Source organism: Pseudomonas sp. TH04 (genome assembly GCF_016651355.1).
GTDB lineage: Bacteria > Pseudomonadota > Gammaproteobacteria > Pseudomonadales > Pseudomonadaceae > Aquipseudomonas > Aquipseudomonas fluorescens.
In genome coordinates, this window is the sequence record NZ_JAEKEA010000001.1 from 4,194,228 (window position 1) to 4,210,146 (window position 15,919).

Below are 15,919 nucleotides of genomic sequence, written 5' to 3' on the forward strand. Positions count from 1 at the left end.
GCTGCGGCATGTTTGCACACCTGACCGTTTGACCCTCAAGCCACGAGGCACCTCATGATCCGCGAAGAATTCCTGCGTTTGGCCGCTGCCGGCTATAACCGTATCCCCTTGGCCTGCGAAACCTTGGCCGACTTCGATACGCCGCTGTCGATCTACCTGAAACTGGCCGACGAGCCCAATTCCTACCTGCTGGAATCGGTACAGGGCGGCGAGAAATGGGGCCGTTACTCGATCATTGGCCTGCCGTGCCGCACCGTGCTGCGCGTGCATGACCACCATGTGAGCATTACCCAGGACGGCGTCGAGATCGAAAGCCACGACGTCGAAGACCCGCTGGCCTTCGTCGAAGCGTTCAAGGCGCGCTACAACGTGCCGACCATTGCCGGCCTGCCGCGCTTTAACGGCGGACTGGTGGGGTATTTCGGCTACGACTGCGTGCGTTATGTGGAAAAACGCCTGGGCAAATGCCCGAATCCAGACCCGCTGGGCGTGCCGGACATTCTGCTGATGGTCTCTGACGCGGTGGTGGTGTTCGACAACCTCGCCGGTAAGATGCACGCGATTGTCCTCGCTGACCCTTCCCAGGCCGATGCCTTCGAGCAAGGCCAGGCCAGCCTGGAAGCCTTGCTGGAAAAACTGCGCCAGCCGATCACCCCGCGTCGTGGCCTGGACCTCAGCCGGCCGCCGGCTGCCGACCCGATCTTTCGTTCAAGCTTTACTCAGGATGACTACGAGCGCGCGGTCGACACGATCAAGGAATACATCCTGGCCGGTGACTGCATGCAGGTGGTGCCGTCGCAACGCATGTCCATCGACTTCAAGGCTGCGCCGATCGATCTGTATCGCGCGCTGCGTTGCTTCAACCCGACGCCGTACATGTATTTCTTCAACTTCGGTGACTTCCACGTGGTGGGCAGTTCGCCGGAAGTGCTGGTGCGCGTCGAAGACAATCTGATAACCGTGCGCCCGATCGCCGGCACTCGCCCGCGTGGCGCGACCGAAGAGGCTGATCTGGCGCTGGAAGAGGACTTGCTCAGCGACGACAAGGAAATTGCCGAGCACTTGATGCTGATCGACCTGGGGCGTAACGACACCGGGCGCGTTTCGGAAATCGGTTCGGTGAAGCTGACCGAGAAGATGGTGATCGAGCGCTATTCCAACGTGATGCACATTGTGTCCAACGTCACCGGCGAGCTGAAAGCCGGGTTAACCGCCATGGACGCGTTGCGCGCGATTCTGCCGGCGGGCACGTTGTCGGGTGCACCAAAGATTCGCGCGATGGAAATCATCGACGAACTGGAACCGGTCAAGCGTGGTGTATACGGCGGCGCTGTGGGGTATTTCGCCTGGAACGGCAACATGGACACCGCGATTGCGATCCGTACCGCCGTGATCAAGGATGGCGAGCTGCATGTACAGGCCGGTGGCGGGATTGTTGCTGACTCGGTGCCGGCGCTCGAATGGGAAGAAACACTGAACAAACGCCGCGCGATGTTTCGGGCTGTGGCGTTGGCCGAGCAGACTCCTCAGGGTTAACGGTCGACCCAGATCCAAATGTGGGAGCGGGCTTGCCCGCGAATGCGCAGTGTCAGTCACTGAATAAGTAGCTGATCCACCGTATTCGCGAGCAAGCCCGCTCCCACATTGGTATCTACTGTCCTTAAGACTTCATCAGAAATCCAGACTCACCCCGACACTCACTCCTTGCTGGGTCAGGCTGTCATCCTTCCTCACGTTATACACCGCCCGCAACGCCAGTTCCTGAGTCAGCTTGTGACTGATGCCGAGGTTCAGGCGATCCGAATTGCTGCGAGGTGTGTAGCCGTCCAGCTTGAAGTCGATTCCCTGCACGCTGTTGAGTGAAATGTTTACCTTCTGAGCATCGTTTTCGAACTCGTGCTCGTGGGCCACTTCACCAAACACCTGGGTTTGCGGGGTGACGCGGTAGCTGCCCTGCAGGCCGACGCCGAGACGCTTGGAGTCGCGTTGCTGGTCATCAAACGTCAGTGCCGTGGAGCGGTTGTCCTTTTCCGAGTAACCGTTCACTTCGACCCGCGCATAGTCGGCGCTGATAAACGGTGACAGGTGCCAATCGCTGCCGGCTCCAGCAATGTCGTAGCCCACTCGGCCGCTCAAGGCCCAGAGCCAGCCATCGGTGTCGCCTTTTTCGGAGCCTTCACTGACGCCCAGGGCGAACTTGCGCTTGAGGCTGTCGAAGTCCAGCTTGCCGCCGGTCAGCGCCGCATCGGCCCACCAGTGATTTTGCTGGTATTGAGCGAAGGCGGTGCCCATGTAGCTGTTGAGCGTGTAGTCCGAGTCGCGTGCGCCGACTTCGAGTGTCTGGCGATACAGCCCGGCGGCCACACCGACGCGCCAGTTGTCGTCGAGCCGGTAGCTGCCGCCGACATTCACGTTGTAGCCACTGCCGTCGCCACTGGCCGAGCTGCGTTGATCATCGAAGTCCAGGTGCTGGCCACCACCGGCCACGATCGCGCGCCATTGGCCGACGGCTTGCCAGTTGCCGTTGTCGGCCTGCCATTGGTTGCGCAGTTCATCCTGGTGGGCGCGCAAGGTGCCTTGGGCCATCTCCGGCAGCAAGGTGATTTCCCAAGGGGCTGCAAGCAGGGAATAGGCGTAGTCGGCGATCAGTTGTTGGCCGGCAATGGTGGGGTGGACCGAGTCGTTGTAGATCAGCTTGGTTGGGTCCGGCTGGGTGCCGCCGATGCCGTAGATCGGGTTGGCGGTGCAGCTGTTGCCGCTGAAGCAGGTGCCCGTGAGGTTTTGCCCGGTGGCCAAGCCAAAGCGGGCCGGGTCAGCGAAGGTTTCGTTTAACAGCAGCGGAATATTCAGCGGGATGATCTGGGCATCGATCTGCGACAGGCGTTGCACCAGTGACTGGTTGAAGATCCCGCTCAGGGCCGAGCTTGCTGCCTGCGCTGGCGTGCCGTTGATGGCGGGGGTCAAGCCCAGGTCGGGCAGCATCCACACCATGATGTACCGCGCCCCGGCCTGTTGCAGGGTTTGGGCACTGTCGGCCAGGCGCCCACCTGCGGCAACCGCTTGACCGGGGCTGAGCACACGCCCTTGCAGGAAGTCATTGCCGCCACCGGACAGAAAATACAGCGCGTTCGGGTCGGCCCGCCCGCCGTTTGCCGGCAGATAACCCTGGCGACTGCGCAAAACGGTACCGCCGCCGGGGTTTCCAGGTGGAATCGCTGCATTGGAGACTGAGGTGATGGAGTCCAGGATGTTGTCGGTACGGTAGCCGCCGACCGCCCAGTTGTTCCCGTCAGGCAGGCCTTGTGCCGCGCGAACCGGCGAGGTGGAGGCATTCAGGTCGTTGGGTGCGACACCCAGTTTCGAACCCAGGAGGGTCGATGAGACAAGGCCATAGTTGCCCTGAAAGGTCGGCCCGGTGCGGTTGGTGAAGCGCAAAGTGGCGCCGGCCGAGCCATCGGGGAACTGGCCGGCGTCTGCCAGGCTGTCGCCAAAAACGACCATGGTTGAATAGGGTGAAGGGGCTGCAAACGCCTGCGCGCAGGCCAGGGACAAGAGGGCGCCGGCGAGGGGTGCGAACAACGGTGGTCTGAGCATGCGAAATTCCATTTAGTTGTTTTTGTATCGGATGCGAAACACTAGCAATGTAGTGAGGGTTTTCGTCGAAGAAAACTGTTTTTTCCTATAAAGACACCGTAGTGATTCCCCCGTATTCGCTGCTCCATATTGCACCGCTGGCGAGGCTACGTTACTGTGCCTGAACGTATGAATGAGACCCTTCCCGTGTTGATCATCAGCAAACTCTTGATGCGAGTAGTCAAGGCACACGCCCGTTGGCGTTGGCGCGCCTGACATTTTTCTCTGCCGGCCCGGCCGGACCTGTACCGATTTGCCTTCTTCACCCGTTGTTCGACGCCCCTTGCCGGCTAACCCTGGCAACCGGAACGTGCGTCTGGCAGCGGGACACTCTCTTGGAAGGCGGTCATTCGAAATCAGTGAATTCAAGAGGTTTGAACCCACATGTTGCTGATGATTGATAACTACGATTCCTTTACCTACAACGTTGTGCAGTACCTGGGCGAACTCGGTGCCGAGGTCAAGGTGGTGCGTAACGATGAACTGACGGTTGCCGAAATCGCTGCCCTGAACCCGGAGCGTATTGTGGTTTCGCCTGGCCCTTGCACGCCGACCGAAGCGGGCATTTCGCTCGAAGCCATCCAGTATTTCGCCGGCAAATTGCCGATTCTGGGCGTGTGCCTGGGCCACCAGTCCATCGGCCAGGCCTTTGGCGGTGATGTGGTGCGCGCCCGCCAGGTGATGCACGGCAAGACCAGCCCGGTGTTCCATAAAGACCTCGGTGTATTCCACGGGTTGAACCTGCCGGTGACGGTAACCCGTTACCACTCGCTGGTGGTCAAGCGTGAAACCCTGCCCGAGTGCCTGGAACTGACAGCCTGGACCCAATTGGAAGACGGCTCCGTCGACGAGATCATGGGCCTGCGCCACAAGACACTGAATATCGAAGGGGTGCAGTTTCACCCCGAGTCAATCCTGACCGAGCAGGGCTACGAGCTGTTCGCCAACTTTCTCAAGCAAAGCGGCGGCACGCGCTAAGGACTTTCCATGGATATCAAGACTGCCCTGAGCCGTATCGTCGGCCACCTGGACCTGAGCACCGCTGAAATGAGCGATGTGATGCGTGAGATCATGACCGGTCAATGCACCGATGCGCAGATTGGCGCGTTCATGATGGCGATGCGCATGAAGAGCGAAAGCATCGACGAAATCGTCGGTGCCGTATCGGTCATGCGGGAGCTGGCGGACAAGGTCGAACTCAAGACCCTCGACGGTGTGGTCGATGTGGTCGGCACCGGCGGTGACGGCGCGAATATTTTCAACGTGTCCACGGCGGCGTCCTTTGTGGTCGCAGCGGCCGGCTGCACCGTGGCCAAACACGGTAACCGTGCGGTCTCCGGCAAAAGCGGCAGTGCCGACTTGTTGGAAGCCGCCGGGATCTACCTGAACCTCACGCCCGTACAAGTGGCTCGCTGCATCGACAGCGTCGGCATTGGCTTCATGTTTGCCCAATCCCATCACGGCGCGATGAAACACGCCGCCGGCCCGCGCAAGGACCTTGGCCTGCGTACCCTGTTCAACATGCTTGGCCCGCTTACGAATCCGGCCGGTGTGAAACATCAGGTGGTAGGCGTGTTCAGCCAGGCCCTGTGCCGGCCATTGGCTGAAGTGCTGCAGCGCCTGGGCAGCAAGCATGTATTGGTGGTGCATTCCAAAGATGGCCTGGACGAGTTCAGCCTGGCGGCACCGACCTTTGTGGCGGAGCTGAAGAACGATCAGGTCACTGAATATTGGGTCGAACCTGAAGACCTCGGCATGAAAAGCCAGAGTTTGCATGGCCTCTCAGTAGAGAGCCCGGCAGCGTCCCTGGAGCTGATTCGTGATGCTTTGGGGCGCCGCAAGACTGAAAATGGCCAGAAAGCGGCAGAAATGATTGTGCTCAATGCCGGCGCGGCGCTGTATGCCGCGGATCATGCCTACAGTCTTAAAGAGGGCGTGGCCCTCGCTCATGATGCTTTGCATACCGGGCTCGCTCGCGAGAAACTCGAAGAACTGGGTGCCTTTACTGCGGTGTTCAAAATGGAGAATGAAGGATGAGTGTTCCGACCGTTCTGGAAAAGATCCTGGCCCGCAAGGCTGAAGAAGTCGCCGAGCGTCGCGCCCGTGTCAGCCTGGCCGAGCTGGAAAGCCTGGCGAAAAGCGCCGATGCTCCGCGTGGCTTTGCCAATGCGATGATCAAGCAGGCGAAGGAAAAGCAGCCCGCCGTCATTGCTGAGATCAAAAAAGCTTCACCCAGCAAGGGCGTGATTCGCGAGATCTTCATTCCTGAAGACATTGCCAAGAGCTACGAGAAGGGCGGCGCCACGTGTTTGTCGGTGCTGACCGATATCGATTTCTTCCAGGGTTCCGATCTGTTCCTGCAGCAGGCCCGCGCTGCGTGCAAGTTGCCGGTGATCCGCAAGGACTTCATGGTCGACCCTTACCAGATCGTCGAAGCCCGTGCCTTGGGCGCCGACTGTGTGTTGCTGATCGTCTCGGCGCTGGATGACGTGAAAATGGCAGAGTTGGCGGCAGTCGCCAAAAGCGTCGGCCTGGATGTGCTGGTCGAAGTGCACGACGGCGACGAACTTGAGCGAGCGCTGAAAACCCTCGACACACCGTTGGTGGGGGTCAACAACCGTAACCTGCATACATTTGAGGTCAGCCTGGAAAACACGCTCGACCTGCTGCCACGTATTCCGCGCGACCGCTTGGTGATTACCGAAAGTGGCATCGTCAACCGCGCCGACGTTGAACTGATGGAAATCAGCGGTGTGTACTCGTTCCTGGTGGGCGAGACCTTCATGCGCGCCGAGAACCCGGGCGCGGAACTGCAACGTCTGTTCTTCCCTGAGCGTGGCGTGGCCGTCAGCGGTTCGACCCTGGATTGATTGAAGTGCGGTTGTGTGTCTATTTATGGCGATAGGTGTTCGATGCTCAAGCCAGTGCCGATGACAGTTGAAGCAGGCCTTGCCGCCGAGCAAGACCTGCTGGCGGCCGTTTGCGCGGGCGAGCAAGCATTTGGCCTGCTGTTTTGGCAGCCCAGTGATCAGGCCTTGGTCATGCCGCGCCGGTTGAGCCGCTTGCCGGCGTTTGATGCGGCCAGCCAGATCTCGGCCGAGGCCGGTTGGCCGGTATTGCTGCGCGAAACCGGCGGTGAGCCGGTGCCGCAGTCCGCCGCGACCGTTAATATCGCGCTGGTTTACGCGCCACCGCGCAGTGAAGGCGATCAAGGGCGGATCGAAACCGGCTACCAGCGTTTGTGCCAGCCGATCTGTGACTTTCTGATTGAGTTGGGGGGCGATGCCAGTGTCGGTGAGATTGACGGCGCCTTCTGCGACGGCCGTTACAACGTCAACCTCAATGGTCGCAAGATGGTGGGCACCGCCCAGCGCTGGCGGCAGAGCGGCGGGCGGCCGGTGGGGTTGGTGCACGGTGCTTTATTGCTGGATAACGATCGCGAGGCGTTGATTGCGGCGGTCAATCGCTTCAATGAAGCGTGTGGCCTCGACCAGCGGGTGCGTGCCGACAGCCATATTGCCTTGCACGAAGCGTTTCCCGCGCCGGATGCGATCACCCGGCTGGATGCGTTGTACCGTCAGATGCTGGTCGGGTTCCTGCCGGTTTAACGCGTACCGAACACCACCATCGTCTTGCCTTTGACGTGCACAAGGTTGCGTTCTTCCAGGTCCTTGAGCACGCGACCGACCATTTCCCGTGAGCAGCCGACAATGCGCCCGATTTCCTGGCGCGTGACTTTGATCTGCATGCCGTCAGGATGGGTCATGGCGTCTGGTTGCTTACACAGTTCCAGCAGGCAACGGGCCACGCGGCCGGTAACATCAAAGAACGCCAGGTCGCCGACTTTGCGGGTGGTGTCGCGCAGCCGTTGGGCGATCTGACCGCTCAGGGCGTACAGGATGTCGGGATCATGCTGGGCCAGTTCGCGGAACTTCGTGTAACTGATCTCAGCCACTTCGCACTCGATCTTGGCCCGCACCCAGGCGCTGCGTTCCTGCTCTTTGCCCGCCTGTTCAAACAGGCCCAGTTCCCCAAAGAAATCGCCGGTATTGAGGTAGGCGATGATCATTTCGCGGCCATCTTCATCCTCAATCAGGATGGTGACCGAGCCCTTGATAATGAAGAACAGTGTTTCCGAACGTTCGCCCGCACAGATGATGTTGTGCTTGGCCGGATAGCGCCGGCGCTGGCAATGCATCAACAGTTTGTCGAGGTTCTTGATCTTGGGTGTGGGAGTAAGAGCAACCATGGTTGTATCCCGGAAAGACTGCACGGTGTGGTTGGATTTATTTTTCTATCCAGCGGCGTCGGCATTGATACACGCTGTACAAAGGATGGCAATGCGCCATTGAATTGGCGCCAGCTTAACAGACACATTCTGCCTCGATTAAGGAATTTGCTCGGCAGAGACTGCTATTTATCACTTTCATGCTGGACGCTGCGGTTTCAAAGCCCTGTGCTAAGCTGGCGACCCTTTTTTAGCAGTGGAGTCTGGGCGATGAAGGCACGCATCCAATGGGCGGGCGAGGCCATGTTCCTCGGTGAGTCGGGCAGTGGCCATGTAGTGGTCATGGATGGCCCGCCGGACGCCGGTGGCCGTAACCTGGGCGTACGCCCCATGGAAATGCTCCTGCTGGGTGTCGGCGGTTGCAGCAATTTCGACGTGGTCAGCATCCTGAAGAAATCCCGTCAGGCCGTGGAAAGCTGCGAAGCCTTCCTGGAAGCCGAGCGCGCCACTGAAGATCCCAAGGTATTCACCAAGATCCACATGCATTTCGTGGTGAAGGGCCGGGCGCTGAAAGAGGCTCAGGTCAAGCGTGCCATCGAGCTGTCTGCCGAGAAGTATTGCTCGGCGTCGATCATGCTCGGTGCGGCTGGTGTAGCGATCACTCATGATTACGAGATCATCGAGTTGGGTTGAGACACACGGCAAAAGAAAAGGGCGCTTCGATAGCGCCCTTTTTTGTGGATCAGTTTTGAGGCACTTAGATTCGATAGGTGCTTTTGGTCATGACCTTGGCCAGCAGGCTCATGCCAAACCGCACCGGTGCCGGGAAGCGGAAGCCGCCGGCATCCAGTGCGCTATCGGCGTGATGTTCTTCATCAATGCGCATTTGTTCAAGAATGGCGCGGGACTTTTCGTCTTCGGCCGGCAGTTGCTCCAGGTGTTCATCCAGGTGTTTGCAGACCTGATGTTCCGTGGCGGCGACAAAACCGAGGCTGACCTTGTCGCTGATCAACCCGGCAGCCGCGCCGATACCGAACGACAAACCGTAAAACAGTGGGTTGAGCACGCTGGGGTGGCTGCCGAGCTGGCGAATACGTTGCTCGCACCAGGCCAGGTGGTCGATCTCTTCTTCGGCCGCATGTTCCATCGCTGCGCGTACTTGCGGCAGCTTGGCGGTCAGCGCCTGGCCTTGGTACAACGCCTGGGCACAGACTTCGCCGGTATGGTTGATGCGCATCAGGCCGGCAACATGACGGGTGTCGGTTTCGCTCATCTGCGCGTCCGGCTGCACGATGGCCGGCGATGGGCGGTACGGTTGGCCGCTGAACGGCAACAGCGTGCGCATGGCCGTGTCGGCTTGCAGCAACAGACGGTCAATCGGCGAGTAGTGACGTTGGGTAGTCATGCTGACCTCCGGAAAGAATCTCGGCGGCCAGTTTACCGCAAGACAGGGTGATGCGTTTGCGCTGAGTCAGGGCATAGGGTCGCAGCCCCGGGCTGCGACCGTTGTTGCAGGTCGATCAGCCCGGTGGCCAGTTCATCTGGCGCTGACCCAGCACGTGCATATGAATGTGATAAACGGTCTGGCCGCCATCCTCATTGCAGTTCATGACCACGCGAAAGCCTTTCTCGCAGCCTTGCTCCACCGCCAATCGCTGAGCGGTGAACAAAATGTGGCCAGCGAGGGCTTTGTCTTCTTCGGTAAGGTCGTTGAGCGTACGAATCGGCTTTTTCGGAATTACCAGAAAATGCACGGGCGCCATTGGGGCAATATCGTGGAAGGCGAGGACCTGGTCATCTTCATAGATGATCTTCGCGGGTATTTCCCTGTTGATGATCTTGGTGAACAGAGTATCCACAGCTGTTTCTCCATTGTGAAAGTGCAGGGGAGTGTACCCAGCCAGTCAGCGTGGGCAATAGGCCTTGTTGATCGCGCCGGCAATCTTGCGCGTCAGCCAGCGTGGGCTGAACCGCGGGCTGAAGGCCAGCCAACGGTTGCGCCGCCCGGGAATGATGATGGCTTTGTTTTTTTCCAGTGCGCGCACGGTGTAGAGCGCGACTTCTTCCGGGCTCATCAGCTGTTGGCTGCGGTCGAGCTTGGCGGTGTCCATTTGCGCAGTGCCGAAGAACGCAGTGCGTGTCGGGCCGGGGCAGAGGACCGAGACCTTGATGCCACAGGTCTTGAGCTCTTCGCGCAGGCCTTCGGAGAAGTGCAGCACATAAGCCTTGCTGGCGTAGTAACTGCTCATCCATGGGCCCGGTTGAAAGGCCGCGACCGAGGCAACGTTGAGAATCTGGCCTCCACCATTCAGGGCCATGGCGTTACCCAGGGCATGACACATACGCGTGAGGGCCAGGATGTTGACTTCGATCAGGTCTTGCTCGGTCATCCAGTCCTGGGCCAGGAACGGCCCGCTGGTGCCCATACCGGCGCAATTGACCAGCAGGTCTATCTGGCGCTCACCTTCTTCAAGCTCCAGCAGAAACCCGGACAAGCGCAACGGCTCGCCCAGGTCGCAGGCACGAAACAGCACCTCGACGCCAAAGCGTTGAGTCAATTCGATTGCAATGCTTTCCAACTGATCACGCTGGCGGGCCACCAGAATCAAGCTGCGGCCGCGACGAGCCAGTGCTTCGGCCAAAGCCAGGCCGATGCCGCTGGAGGCGCCGGTGATCAGAGCGTAACGGGTCATGCCTTTCTCCATCGCAACGCCGCCGGGCCTGTGACAGAGGCATCACAGGCGGCGGGCGTTTCTTCACTGTTCTGGAGAGTCTACAGGTTCGGCCGTGTCCTCAGCACTTTGCGCGCTGTCTTCTTCATCAACGGTGACGCTTTGATCGGTGGCGTCATCGGAGGTGATGGAGCTGCTTTCGTAGCTGCTGTCCATATTGGCTTCGAGTTGGTTCAAGTAGCCGTTCATACCCAGCGTCACCAGAATGGCGAACATCACCGGAATGAATGCCAGCCACAGGGCCGCCAACACTTTCACTGCAGTGGAGTTGCGCGGAGGCGGTGCGCCGTATTGGTTGGCGCCGGCGTTACCCGGCAACACCAGCAACAGGATCGGGAAGACGCTGTTCACCAGGGGCACCAGGTGCAGGAACCACAGCCAGCCCGACCAACCCAGGTCGTGCAGGCGTTGCACACCGATTTGCACACTGACCCAGACAATCGCAACAACCAGCGCGAAGCCCAGCAGCGAGCCGAGAATGATGCCGGCGGTCGGCGAGGCGGTCGCCACGGCAAAGCTCGCGGTGCTGATGATGCCGCCAGCGACCAGCATTGCCAGGGTCAACACCAGCGTCCAGGCGAGATACCGCAGACGCCCGATACGCCCGTTGATAGTGAAGACCTTGAGTGTCGAGTATTCCTCGGTGTGGTCACCCACTGCGGCGCGCGGTGGAGCGTAGGGCGAAGTAGCGGAGCGTGAGAAGTCAGACGCGCTGCTATCCGTCTCGTGAGCTTCGGCCAGGCTGAATGCCACAGGTTGCTCAGGTTCGATACGTGCATCGACCCCGGCGTTTTTCAGTGCTGTGAGGTAAGTTTCGGCATCGGAACGGGACAGGTCACGCTTGAGCGCAACCGGGCGGCCGGTAAAAAGCTTTTCGATGGCTGCCACGTCGCTTTTGAACAGTTCGGCGAGGTTGAGCTTGGCAGTGGTGCTTTCGACACCCGGGAGCAAGGCCCCGTCAAACACAATCTTGAAACGGTTGTCGCTCATGCGGGCATCCTTGTCTCTTAATCAGGGAGGTTATCCAGGCCTGCAGTAGACAGGCCTGACGGTGGTCAGCGTGGCCAGCGAAGTTGTGCTGCCTGCTCGCGAGCCTTGCGGTATTCGGCATCCAGGCGGGCAATCAGTTCATCGACGCTGGGCAAATCATTAATCTCACCGACGCCCTGGCCGGCGGACCATACGGTTTTCCAGGCTTTGGCCTCGTCGCTCAACGGTTTGAGCTTGGAGCCGAAGTTTACTTCACCTTTGCCTTGTAAGGCAGCGAGGTCGAAACCGGCGTTTTCCAGGCTCTGGCGCATAAAGCTCGCGGGTACGCCAGAGACTGCGGGAGTGTGCACGATGTCGGCGGCGCGCGATGTGAGCAGCATCTCTTTATAGGCATCCGGGGCGTGGCTTTCAGTCGTGCCGATAAAGCGCGTGCCGAAGTACGCCAGGTCAGCGCCCAGCACCTGGGCGGCGAGAATCTCGTGCCCATGGTTGAGGCAACCGGCCAGCAGCAGGGTCTTGTCGAAGAATTGGCGAATCTCGGCAATCAGCGAAAATGGGCTCCACGTGCCCGCATGGCCGCCGGCACCTGCAGCCACGGCAATCAGGCCGTCAACACCGGCTTCTGCGGCTTTCTCGGCATGGCGCCGAGTGGTGACATCGTGAAACACCAGGCCGCCGTAGCTGTGCACGGCGTCGACCAATTCCTTTACTGCGCCCAGGCTGGTGATGACGATCGGTACTTTGTGCTCGACGCAGATCGCCAGGTCGGCTTCCAGCCGTGGGTTGCTGTTGTGCACGATCAGGTTCACGGCATACGGCGCAGGGTTGTCCAGTGGTGCCAGGCCCGCTTCGATTTCTTCCAGCCAGGCCTTGAAGCCGCTGCTTTCGCGCTGGTTGAGCGCCGGGAAGCTCCCGACCACCCCATTGCGACAGCAAGCCAGGACCAGTTGCGGGTTGGAAATCAGAAACATCGGCGCAGCCACGACGGGCAAGCGCAGACGTTGTTCGAGCAAAGCAGGCAATGACATTGGAGGTACCCCGAGTAATTGGAATTAGAACGGTTTGACCACGACCAAAATTACGATAGCCAGCAATATCAGAACGGGCACTTCGTTGAACCAGCGATAAAAGACGTGGCTGCGGGTGTTTTCGCCACGGGCGAAGCGTTTTACCTGTGCGCCGCACATATGGTGGTAGCCGATCAGCAGTACCACCAGCGTCAGCTTGGCGTGGATCCACGCGCCGGATTGAAAGATGGCGGGGTTGAGGTAGATCAGCCAAGCCCCGAACACCAGGCTGGCAATCATCGCCGGGCCCATGATGCCGCGGTACAGCTTGCGCTCCATGACGCTGAAGCGTTCTTTGCTGACGGTGTCTTCACTTTGTGCGTGGTAGACGAACAGGCGTGGCAGGTAGAACAGCGCGGCAAACCAGCAGACGATGCTGACGATGTGGAAGGCTTTGACCCATAGATAGAGCATTTCTAGTTATTCCCAGGTTCACGGTAACTGAAGATAGTAGTGGCTCATGCGCCCTTACGTCACGTTGACGGTTGTCGCAGGACGATACGGCCCCTATTATCGACGGCTTTCCAGTGGGTTCGTTGAGGGCAGGTTTATGGTCAAGGTCGGTATCGTCGGCGGCACGGGTTACACCGGTGTCGAATTGCTGCGTCTGTTGGCTCAGCATCCGCAAGCTGAGGTGGTGGTCATCACCTCCCGATCCGAGGCCGGGCTGGCCGTTGCCGACATGTACCCGAACCTGCGAGGTCACTATGACGGCCTGGCATTCAGCGTTCCGGACATCAAGACCCTCGGCGCGTGTGATGTGGTGTTCTTTGCTACCCCGCACGGAGTGGCCCATGCACTGGCTGGCGAACTGCTGGCTGCCGGGACCAAAGTCATTGATCTGTCGGCTGACTTCCGTCTACAGGACGCCGATGAGTGGGCCAAGTGGTACGGCCAGCCGCACGGCGCGCCTGAGTTGTTGGAGGAAGCGGTGTATGGCCTGCCGGAAGTCAATCGCGAGCACATCAAGCAGGCGCGCCTGATTGCGGTGCCGGGTTGCTATCCCACCGCGACGCAGTTGGGGTTCCTGCCATTGCTGGAAGCTGGGTTGGCGGACACTTCGCGCCTGATTGCGGACTGCAAGTCGGGCGTCAGCGGCGCCGGTCGTGGTGCTGCCGTGGGTTCGTTGTACTCCGAGACGTCGGAAAGCATGAAGGCCTATGCAGTAAAAGGGCATCGTCATTTGCCGGAAATCCGCCAGGGGCTGCGTCGTGCTGCCGGTAAGGATGTGGGCCTGACCTTCGTTCCGCACCTGACGCCGATGATCCGTGGCATTCACTCCACGCTGTACGCAACCGTTGTCGATCGCTCGGTAGACCTGCAGGCGCTGTTTGAAAAGCGTTATGCCAACGAACCGTTCGTCGATGTAATGCCTGCCGGCAGCCATCCGGAAACCCGCAGCGTGCGCGGCGCCAACGTGTGCCGTATCGCGATTCACCGGCCGCAGGATGGCGACTTGGTGGTGGTGTTGTCGGTGATCGATAACCTGGTCAAAGGCGCGTCGGGCCAGGCGGTGCAGAACATGAACATCCTGTTCGGCCTGGACGAGAAGCTGGGCTTGTCCCATGCGGGCATGTTGCCTTAAGGCTTCGCGGTTGATTTCAAAAGGCCCGTTGATCGGGCCTTTTGTGTTTTTAATGGCGGCAGCGCAGATTGATATACCGTAACAATAGTTGACCGCTTTTCTAGGAGAAGCGGATAATGCCCGTCATTACGCATATGGCGGCGGTACGCCGGGAGATTATCAGCATGAGCGTTGAGTCCTTCACCCCCACGGCTTTGCAATTCACCCACGGTGCTGCGCACAAGGTGAAGAGCCTGGTCGATGAAGAGGGTAATGATCGCTTGAAGCTGCGCGTATTTGTTACGGGCGGCGGTTGTTCAGGGTTTCAGTACGGTTTTACCTTCGATGAAGATGTAGCCGATGATGACACCATCGTCGAGCGCGAGGGCGTCAGCCTGGTCGTGGACCCGATGAGCTTCCAATACCTGGCAGGTGCCGAGGTGGATTACCAGGAAGGGCTTGAAGGTTCGCGTTTCGTGATCAAGAACCCAAACGCCACCACCACCTGTGGTTGCGGGTCTTCGTTCTCGATCTGATCGGCAGCGGATACAAAAACGCCGCATGGCTTAATGGGCCACGCGGCGTTTTGCTGTCTGCAGATTTTGCAGGGTGGTCAGGCGGGGTAGATCGCGCCCAGCACCCGCAGCCCGTGTGCGCCGGTGACGCTCGGGCGGTTGGCGGCGATGCCTTCCAGGCAGCAATGGGCCAGCCAGGCGAAGGCCATGGCTTCAACCCAGTCGGGGTCCACGCCGTAAGTGGCGGTGCTGCTCACTTGGGTGGACGGCAACAGCGCCGCCAGACGGCTCATCAGTGCGGCGTTATGCGCGCCGCCACCACAGACCAGCAAGGTTTCGGTGTCGGCTTGTGCGGCTTGCAGGGACTCGACGATGGTCGATGCGGTCAGCTCAAGCAGGGTTGCTTGTACATCCTCGGGTTGAAACGCCGGCAATCGGCCGAGGTGATGTTGCAGCCATCCCAGGTTGAAGACTTCACGGCCGGTACTTTTCGGGCCCCTGGTCAGGAAGAAGGGGTCGCTGAGCAGCGCGTTGAGCAGCTGAGTCTCGACTTTGCCACTGGCGGCCCATTGGCCGTCGCGATCAAACTGTTCGCCACGTTGATGGTTAATCCAGGCGTCAAGCAACACGTTGCCTGGGCCGCAGTCGAAGCCGGCTACAGGTTTGCCGGTCTCGATCAGGCTGAGGTTGCTGAACCCGCCGATATTTAACACCGCGCGGTTGCCGGTACGTTCCCCGAATAATGCTTCATGAAAGGCCGGCACTAATGGTGCACCCTGGCCTCCGGCGGCAACGTCGCGACTGCGAAAATCACTGACGACGGTAATGCCCGTCAGCTCGGTCAGCAGGGCCGGGTTGCCGATCTGTACGGTAAAGCCCCGTGCAGGTTCGTGGCGAATGGTCTGGCCGTGGCTGCCAATTGCGCGAATGTCCTGAGGCGTGAGGTTCTGCTGGGCCAGCAAGGCGTGGATGCCTTGGGCTGCAAGTGTCACCCAGTGTTGCTGGGCAATCGCCGAGCGGGCGATTTCGTCCGGGCCGCTGGCGCACAGGCCTAGCAGTTCGGCGCGCAGGGTTTCAGGCATAGGAATGTAGTGAGTGGCGATCAAGTTGATCGCCGGGGCTTGCTCGATCAGAGCGATGTCCAGGCCATCGAGGCTGGTCCCGGACATCACGCCTATATAGAGCGGCAT

The 15,919-nt window shown here is 59.8% G+C and carries 17 protein-coding genes; 8 read left to right on the top strand and 9 right to left on the bottom strand.

The annotated features are described in order from the left end of the window. Positions 1-54: 54 nt before the first annotated feature. The gene (gene trpE / locus JFT85_RS18765) at positions 55-1,536 is read left to right on the top strand and encodes an anthranilate synthase component I (RefSeq protein WP_053258303.1); all 1,482 of its coding nucleotides are present in this window, start codon (positions 55-57) and stop codon (positions 1,534-1,536) included. A gap of 135 nt (positions 1,537-1,671) precedes the next feature. Here the strand turns inward: trpE and estP are convergent, their stop codons facing one another. After that, positions 1,672-3,594: an esterase EstP gene (gene estP, locus JFT85_RS18770; RefSeq protein WP_069551965.1), complete on the bottom strand. Its 1,923-nt coding sequence runs from the start codon at positions 3,592-3,594 to the stop codon at positions 1,672-1,674. 423 nt (positions 3,595-4,017) lie between these two features. Here estP and JFT85_RS18775 point away from each other — a divergent pair, with 423 nt between their 5' ends. Genes JFT85_RS18775 through JFT85_RS18790 form a run of 4 tightly spaced genes read left to right on the top strand, consistent with a single transcriptional unit; the run spans position 4,018 to position 7,241 of the window. Then, positions 4,018-4,611 (top strand): aminodeoxychorismate/anthranilate synthase component II, encoded by a 594-nt coding sequence (locus JFT85_RS18775; RefSeq protein WP_053258301.1) that lies wholly within the window; start codon positions 4,018-4,020, stop codon positions 4,609-4,611. Between the two features lie 9 nt (positions 4,612-4,620). After that, complete coding sequence (trpD, locus tag JFT85_RS18780) at positions 4,621-5,670, top strand: anthranilate phosphoribosyltransferase (RefSeq protein WP_053258300.1); 1,050 nt, start codon at positions 4,621-4,623, stop codon at positions 5,668-5,670. Beyond that, complete coding sequence (gene trpC, locus JFT85_RS18785; RefSeq protein WP_053258299.1) at positions 5,667-6,503, top strand: indole-3-glycerol phosphate synthase TrpC; 837 nt, start codon at positions 5,667-5,669, stop codon at positions 6,501-6,503. Before trpD ends, trpC begins: the two co-directional genes overlap by 4 nt. Positions 6,504-6,545: 42 nt before the next feature. Next, a complete protein-coding gene (locus JFT85_RS18790) occupies positions 6,546-7,241 on the top strand; it encodes a lipoate--protein ligase family protein (protein ID WP_201230266.1) in 696 nt (231 codons plus the stop codon). Here the strand turns inward: JFT85_RS18790 and crp are convergent. Continuing rightward, positions 7,238-7,882, bottom strand: a complete 645-nt coding sequence (gene crp / locus JFT85_RS18795; protein ID WP_053258297.1) for a cAMP-activated global transcriptional regulator CRP — start codon at positions 7,880-7,882, stop codon at positions 7,238-7,240. The two genes, JFT85_RS18790 and crp, sit on opposite strands and share 4 nt — an antisense overlap. A 249-nt stretch (positions 7,883-8,131) precedes the next feature. Between crp and JFT85_RS18800 the strand changes: the two genes are divergently transcribed. Further along, positions 8,132-8,554, top strand: a complete 423-nt coding sequence (locus JFT85_RS18800; protein WP_017138086.1) for an OsmC family protein — start codon at positions 8,132-8,134, stop codon at positions 8,552-8,554. 64 nt (positions 8,555-8,618) lie between these two features. Here JFT85_RS18800 and coq7 read toward each other — a convergent pair whose 3' ends face one another. The 6 genes from coq7 to hemJ form a co-directional block, all read right to left on the bottom strand. After that, positions 8,619-9,266 carry a 2-polyprenyl-3-methyl-6-methoxy-1,4-benzoquinone monooxygenase gene (coq7, locus tag JFT85_RS18805; RefSeq protein WP_053258296.1) on the bottom strand — a complete coding sequence of 216 codons (648 nt, stop codon included), beginning with the start codon at positions 9,264-9,266 and terminating at the stop codon, positions 8,619-8,621. Between the two features lie 115 nt (positions 9,267-9,381). Continuing rightward, complete coding sequence (locus tag JFT85_RS18810; protein ID WP_003210943.1) at positions 9,382-9,720, bottom strand: histidine triad nucleotide-binding protein; 339 nt, start codon at positions 9,718-9,720, stop codon at positions 9,382-9,384. Positions 9,721-9,765: 45 nt separating this feature from the next. Then, a complete protein-coding gene (locus tag JFT85_RS18815; RefSeq protein ID WP_069551963.1) occupies positions 9,766-10,554 on the bottom strand; it encodes an SDR family NAD(P)-dependent oxidoreductase in 789 nt (262 codons plus the stop codon). A 63-nt stretch (positions 10,555-10,617) separates the two neighbouring features. Further along, positions 10,618-11,583 carry a DUF805 domain-containing protein gene (locus JFT85_RS18820; RefSeq protein ID WP_053258294.1) on the bottom strand — a complete coding sequence of 322 codons (966 nt, stop codon included), beginning with the start codon at positions 11,581-11,583 and terminating at the stop codon, positions 10,618-10,620. A gap of 65 nt (positions 11,584-11,648) precedes the next feature. Then, positions 11,649-12,611 (bottom strand): NAD(P)H-dependent flavin oxidoreductase, encoded by a 963-nt coding sequence (locus tag JFT85_RS18825; protein ID WP_053258293.1) that lies wholly within the window; start codon positions 12,609-12,611, stop codon positions 11,649-11,651. 24 nt (positions 12,612-12,635) lie between these two features. Continuing rightward, positions 12,636-13,064 (bottom strand): protoporphyrinogen oxidase HemJ, encoded by a 429-nt coding sequence (gene hemJ / locus JFT85_RS18830; protein ID WP_069551961.1) that lies wholly within the window; start codon positions 13,062-13,064, stop codon positions 12,636-12,638. Positions 13,065-13,200: 136 nt separating this feature from the next. Between hemJ and argC the strand changes: the two genes are divergently transcribed. Continuing rightward, positions 13,201-14,235, top strand: a complete 1,035-nt coding sequence (gene argC, locus JFT85_RS18835; RefSeq protein WP_053258291.1) for an N-acetyl-gamma-glutamyl-phosphate reductase — start codon at positions 13,201-13,203, stop codon at positions 14,233-14,235. 164 nt (positions 14,236-14,399) lie between these two features. Next, positions 14,400-14,750: an iron-sulfur cluster insertion protein ErpA gene (gene erpA / locus JFT85_RS18840; protein ID WP_003176443.1), complete on the top strand. Its 351-nt coding sequence runs from the start codon at positions 14,400-14,402 to the stop codon at positions 14,748-14,750. A gap of 77 nt (positions 14,751-14,827) precedes the next feature. Here the strand turns inward: erpA and JFT85_RS18845 are convergent, their stop codons facing one another. Next, positions 14,828-15,919, bottom strand: coding sequence for an anhydro-N-acetylmuramic acid kinase (locus JFT85_RS18845; protein WP_053258290.1), 1,092 nt, complete (start codon positions 15,917-15,919; stop codon positions 14,828-14,830).

What these genes read in the sequence shown, in the direction of transcription:
- trpE (WP_053258303.1), top strand. Translation starts at nt 55, where the DNA reads ATGATCCGCGAAGAATTCCTGCGTTTGGCCGCTGCCGGCTATAACCGT.
- estP (WP_069551965.1), bottom strand. Translation starts at nt 3,594, where the DNA reads ATGCTCAGACCACCGTTGTTCGCACCCCTCGCCGGCGCCCTCTTGTCC.
- JFT85_RS18775 (WP_053258301.1), top strand. Translation starts at nt 4,018, where the DNA reads ATGTTGCTGATGATTGATAACTACGATTCCTTTACCTACAACGTTGTG.
- trpD (WP_053258300.1), top strand. Translation starts at nt 4,621, where the DNA reads ATGGATATCAAGACTGCCCTGAGCCGTATCGTCGGCCACCTGGACCTG.
- trpC (WP_053258299.1), top strand. Translation starts at nt 5,667, where the DNA reads ATGAGTGTTCCGACCGTTCTGGAAAAGATCCTGGCCCGCAAGGCTGAA.
- JFT85_RS18790 (WP_201230266.1), top strand. Translation starts at nt 6,546, where the DNA reads ATGCTCAAGCCAGTGCCGATGACAGTTGAAGCAGGCCTTGCCGCCGAG.
- crp (WP_053258297.1), bottom strand. Translation starts at nt 7,882, where the DNA reads ATGGTTGCTCTTACTCCCACACCCAAGATCAAGAACCTCGACAAACTG.
- JFT85_RS18800 (WP_017138086.1), top strand. Translation starts at nt 8,132, where the DNA reads ATGAAGGCACGCATCCAATGGGCGGGCGAGGCCATGTTCCTCGGTGAG.
- coq7 (WP_053258296.1), bottom strand. Translation starts at nt 9,266, where the DNA reads ATGACTACCCAACGTCACTACTCGCCGATTGACCGTCTGTTGCTGCAA.
- JFT85_RS18815 (WP_069551963.1), bottom strand. Translation starts at nt 10,554, where the DNA reads ATGACCCGTTACGCTCTGATCACCGGCGCCTCCAGCGGCATCGGCCTG.
- JFT85_RS18820 (WP_053258294.1), bottom strand. Translation starts at nt 11,583, where the DNA reads ATGAGCGACAACCGTTTCAAGATTGTGTTTGACGGGGCCTTGCTCCCG.
- JFT85_RS18825 (WP_053258293.1), bottom strand. Translation starts at nt 12,611, where the DNA reads ATGTCATTGCCTGCTTTGCTCGAACAACGTCTGCGCTTGCCCGTCGTG.
- hemJ (WP_069551961.1), bottom strand. Translation starts at nt 13,064, where the DNA reads ATGCTCTATCTATGGGTCAAAGCCTTCCACATCGTCAGCATCGTCTGC.
- argC (WP_053258291.1), top strand. Translation starts at nt 13,201, where the DNA reads ATGGTCAAGGTCGGTATCGTCGGCGGCACGGGTTACACCGGTGTCGAA.
- erpA (WP_003176443.1), top strand. Translation starts at nt 14,400, where the DNA reads ATGAGCGTTGAGTCCTTCACCCCCACGGCTTTGCAATTCACCCACGGT.
- JFT85_RS18845 (WP_053258290.1), bottom strand. Translation starts at nt 15,919, where the DNA reads ATGCCGCTCTATATAGGCGTGATGTCCGGGACCAGCCTCGATGGCCTG.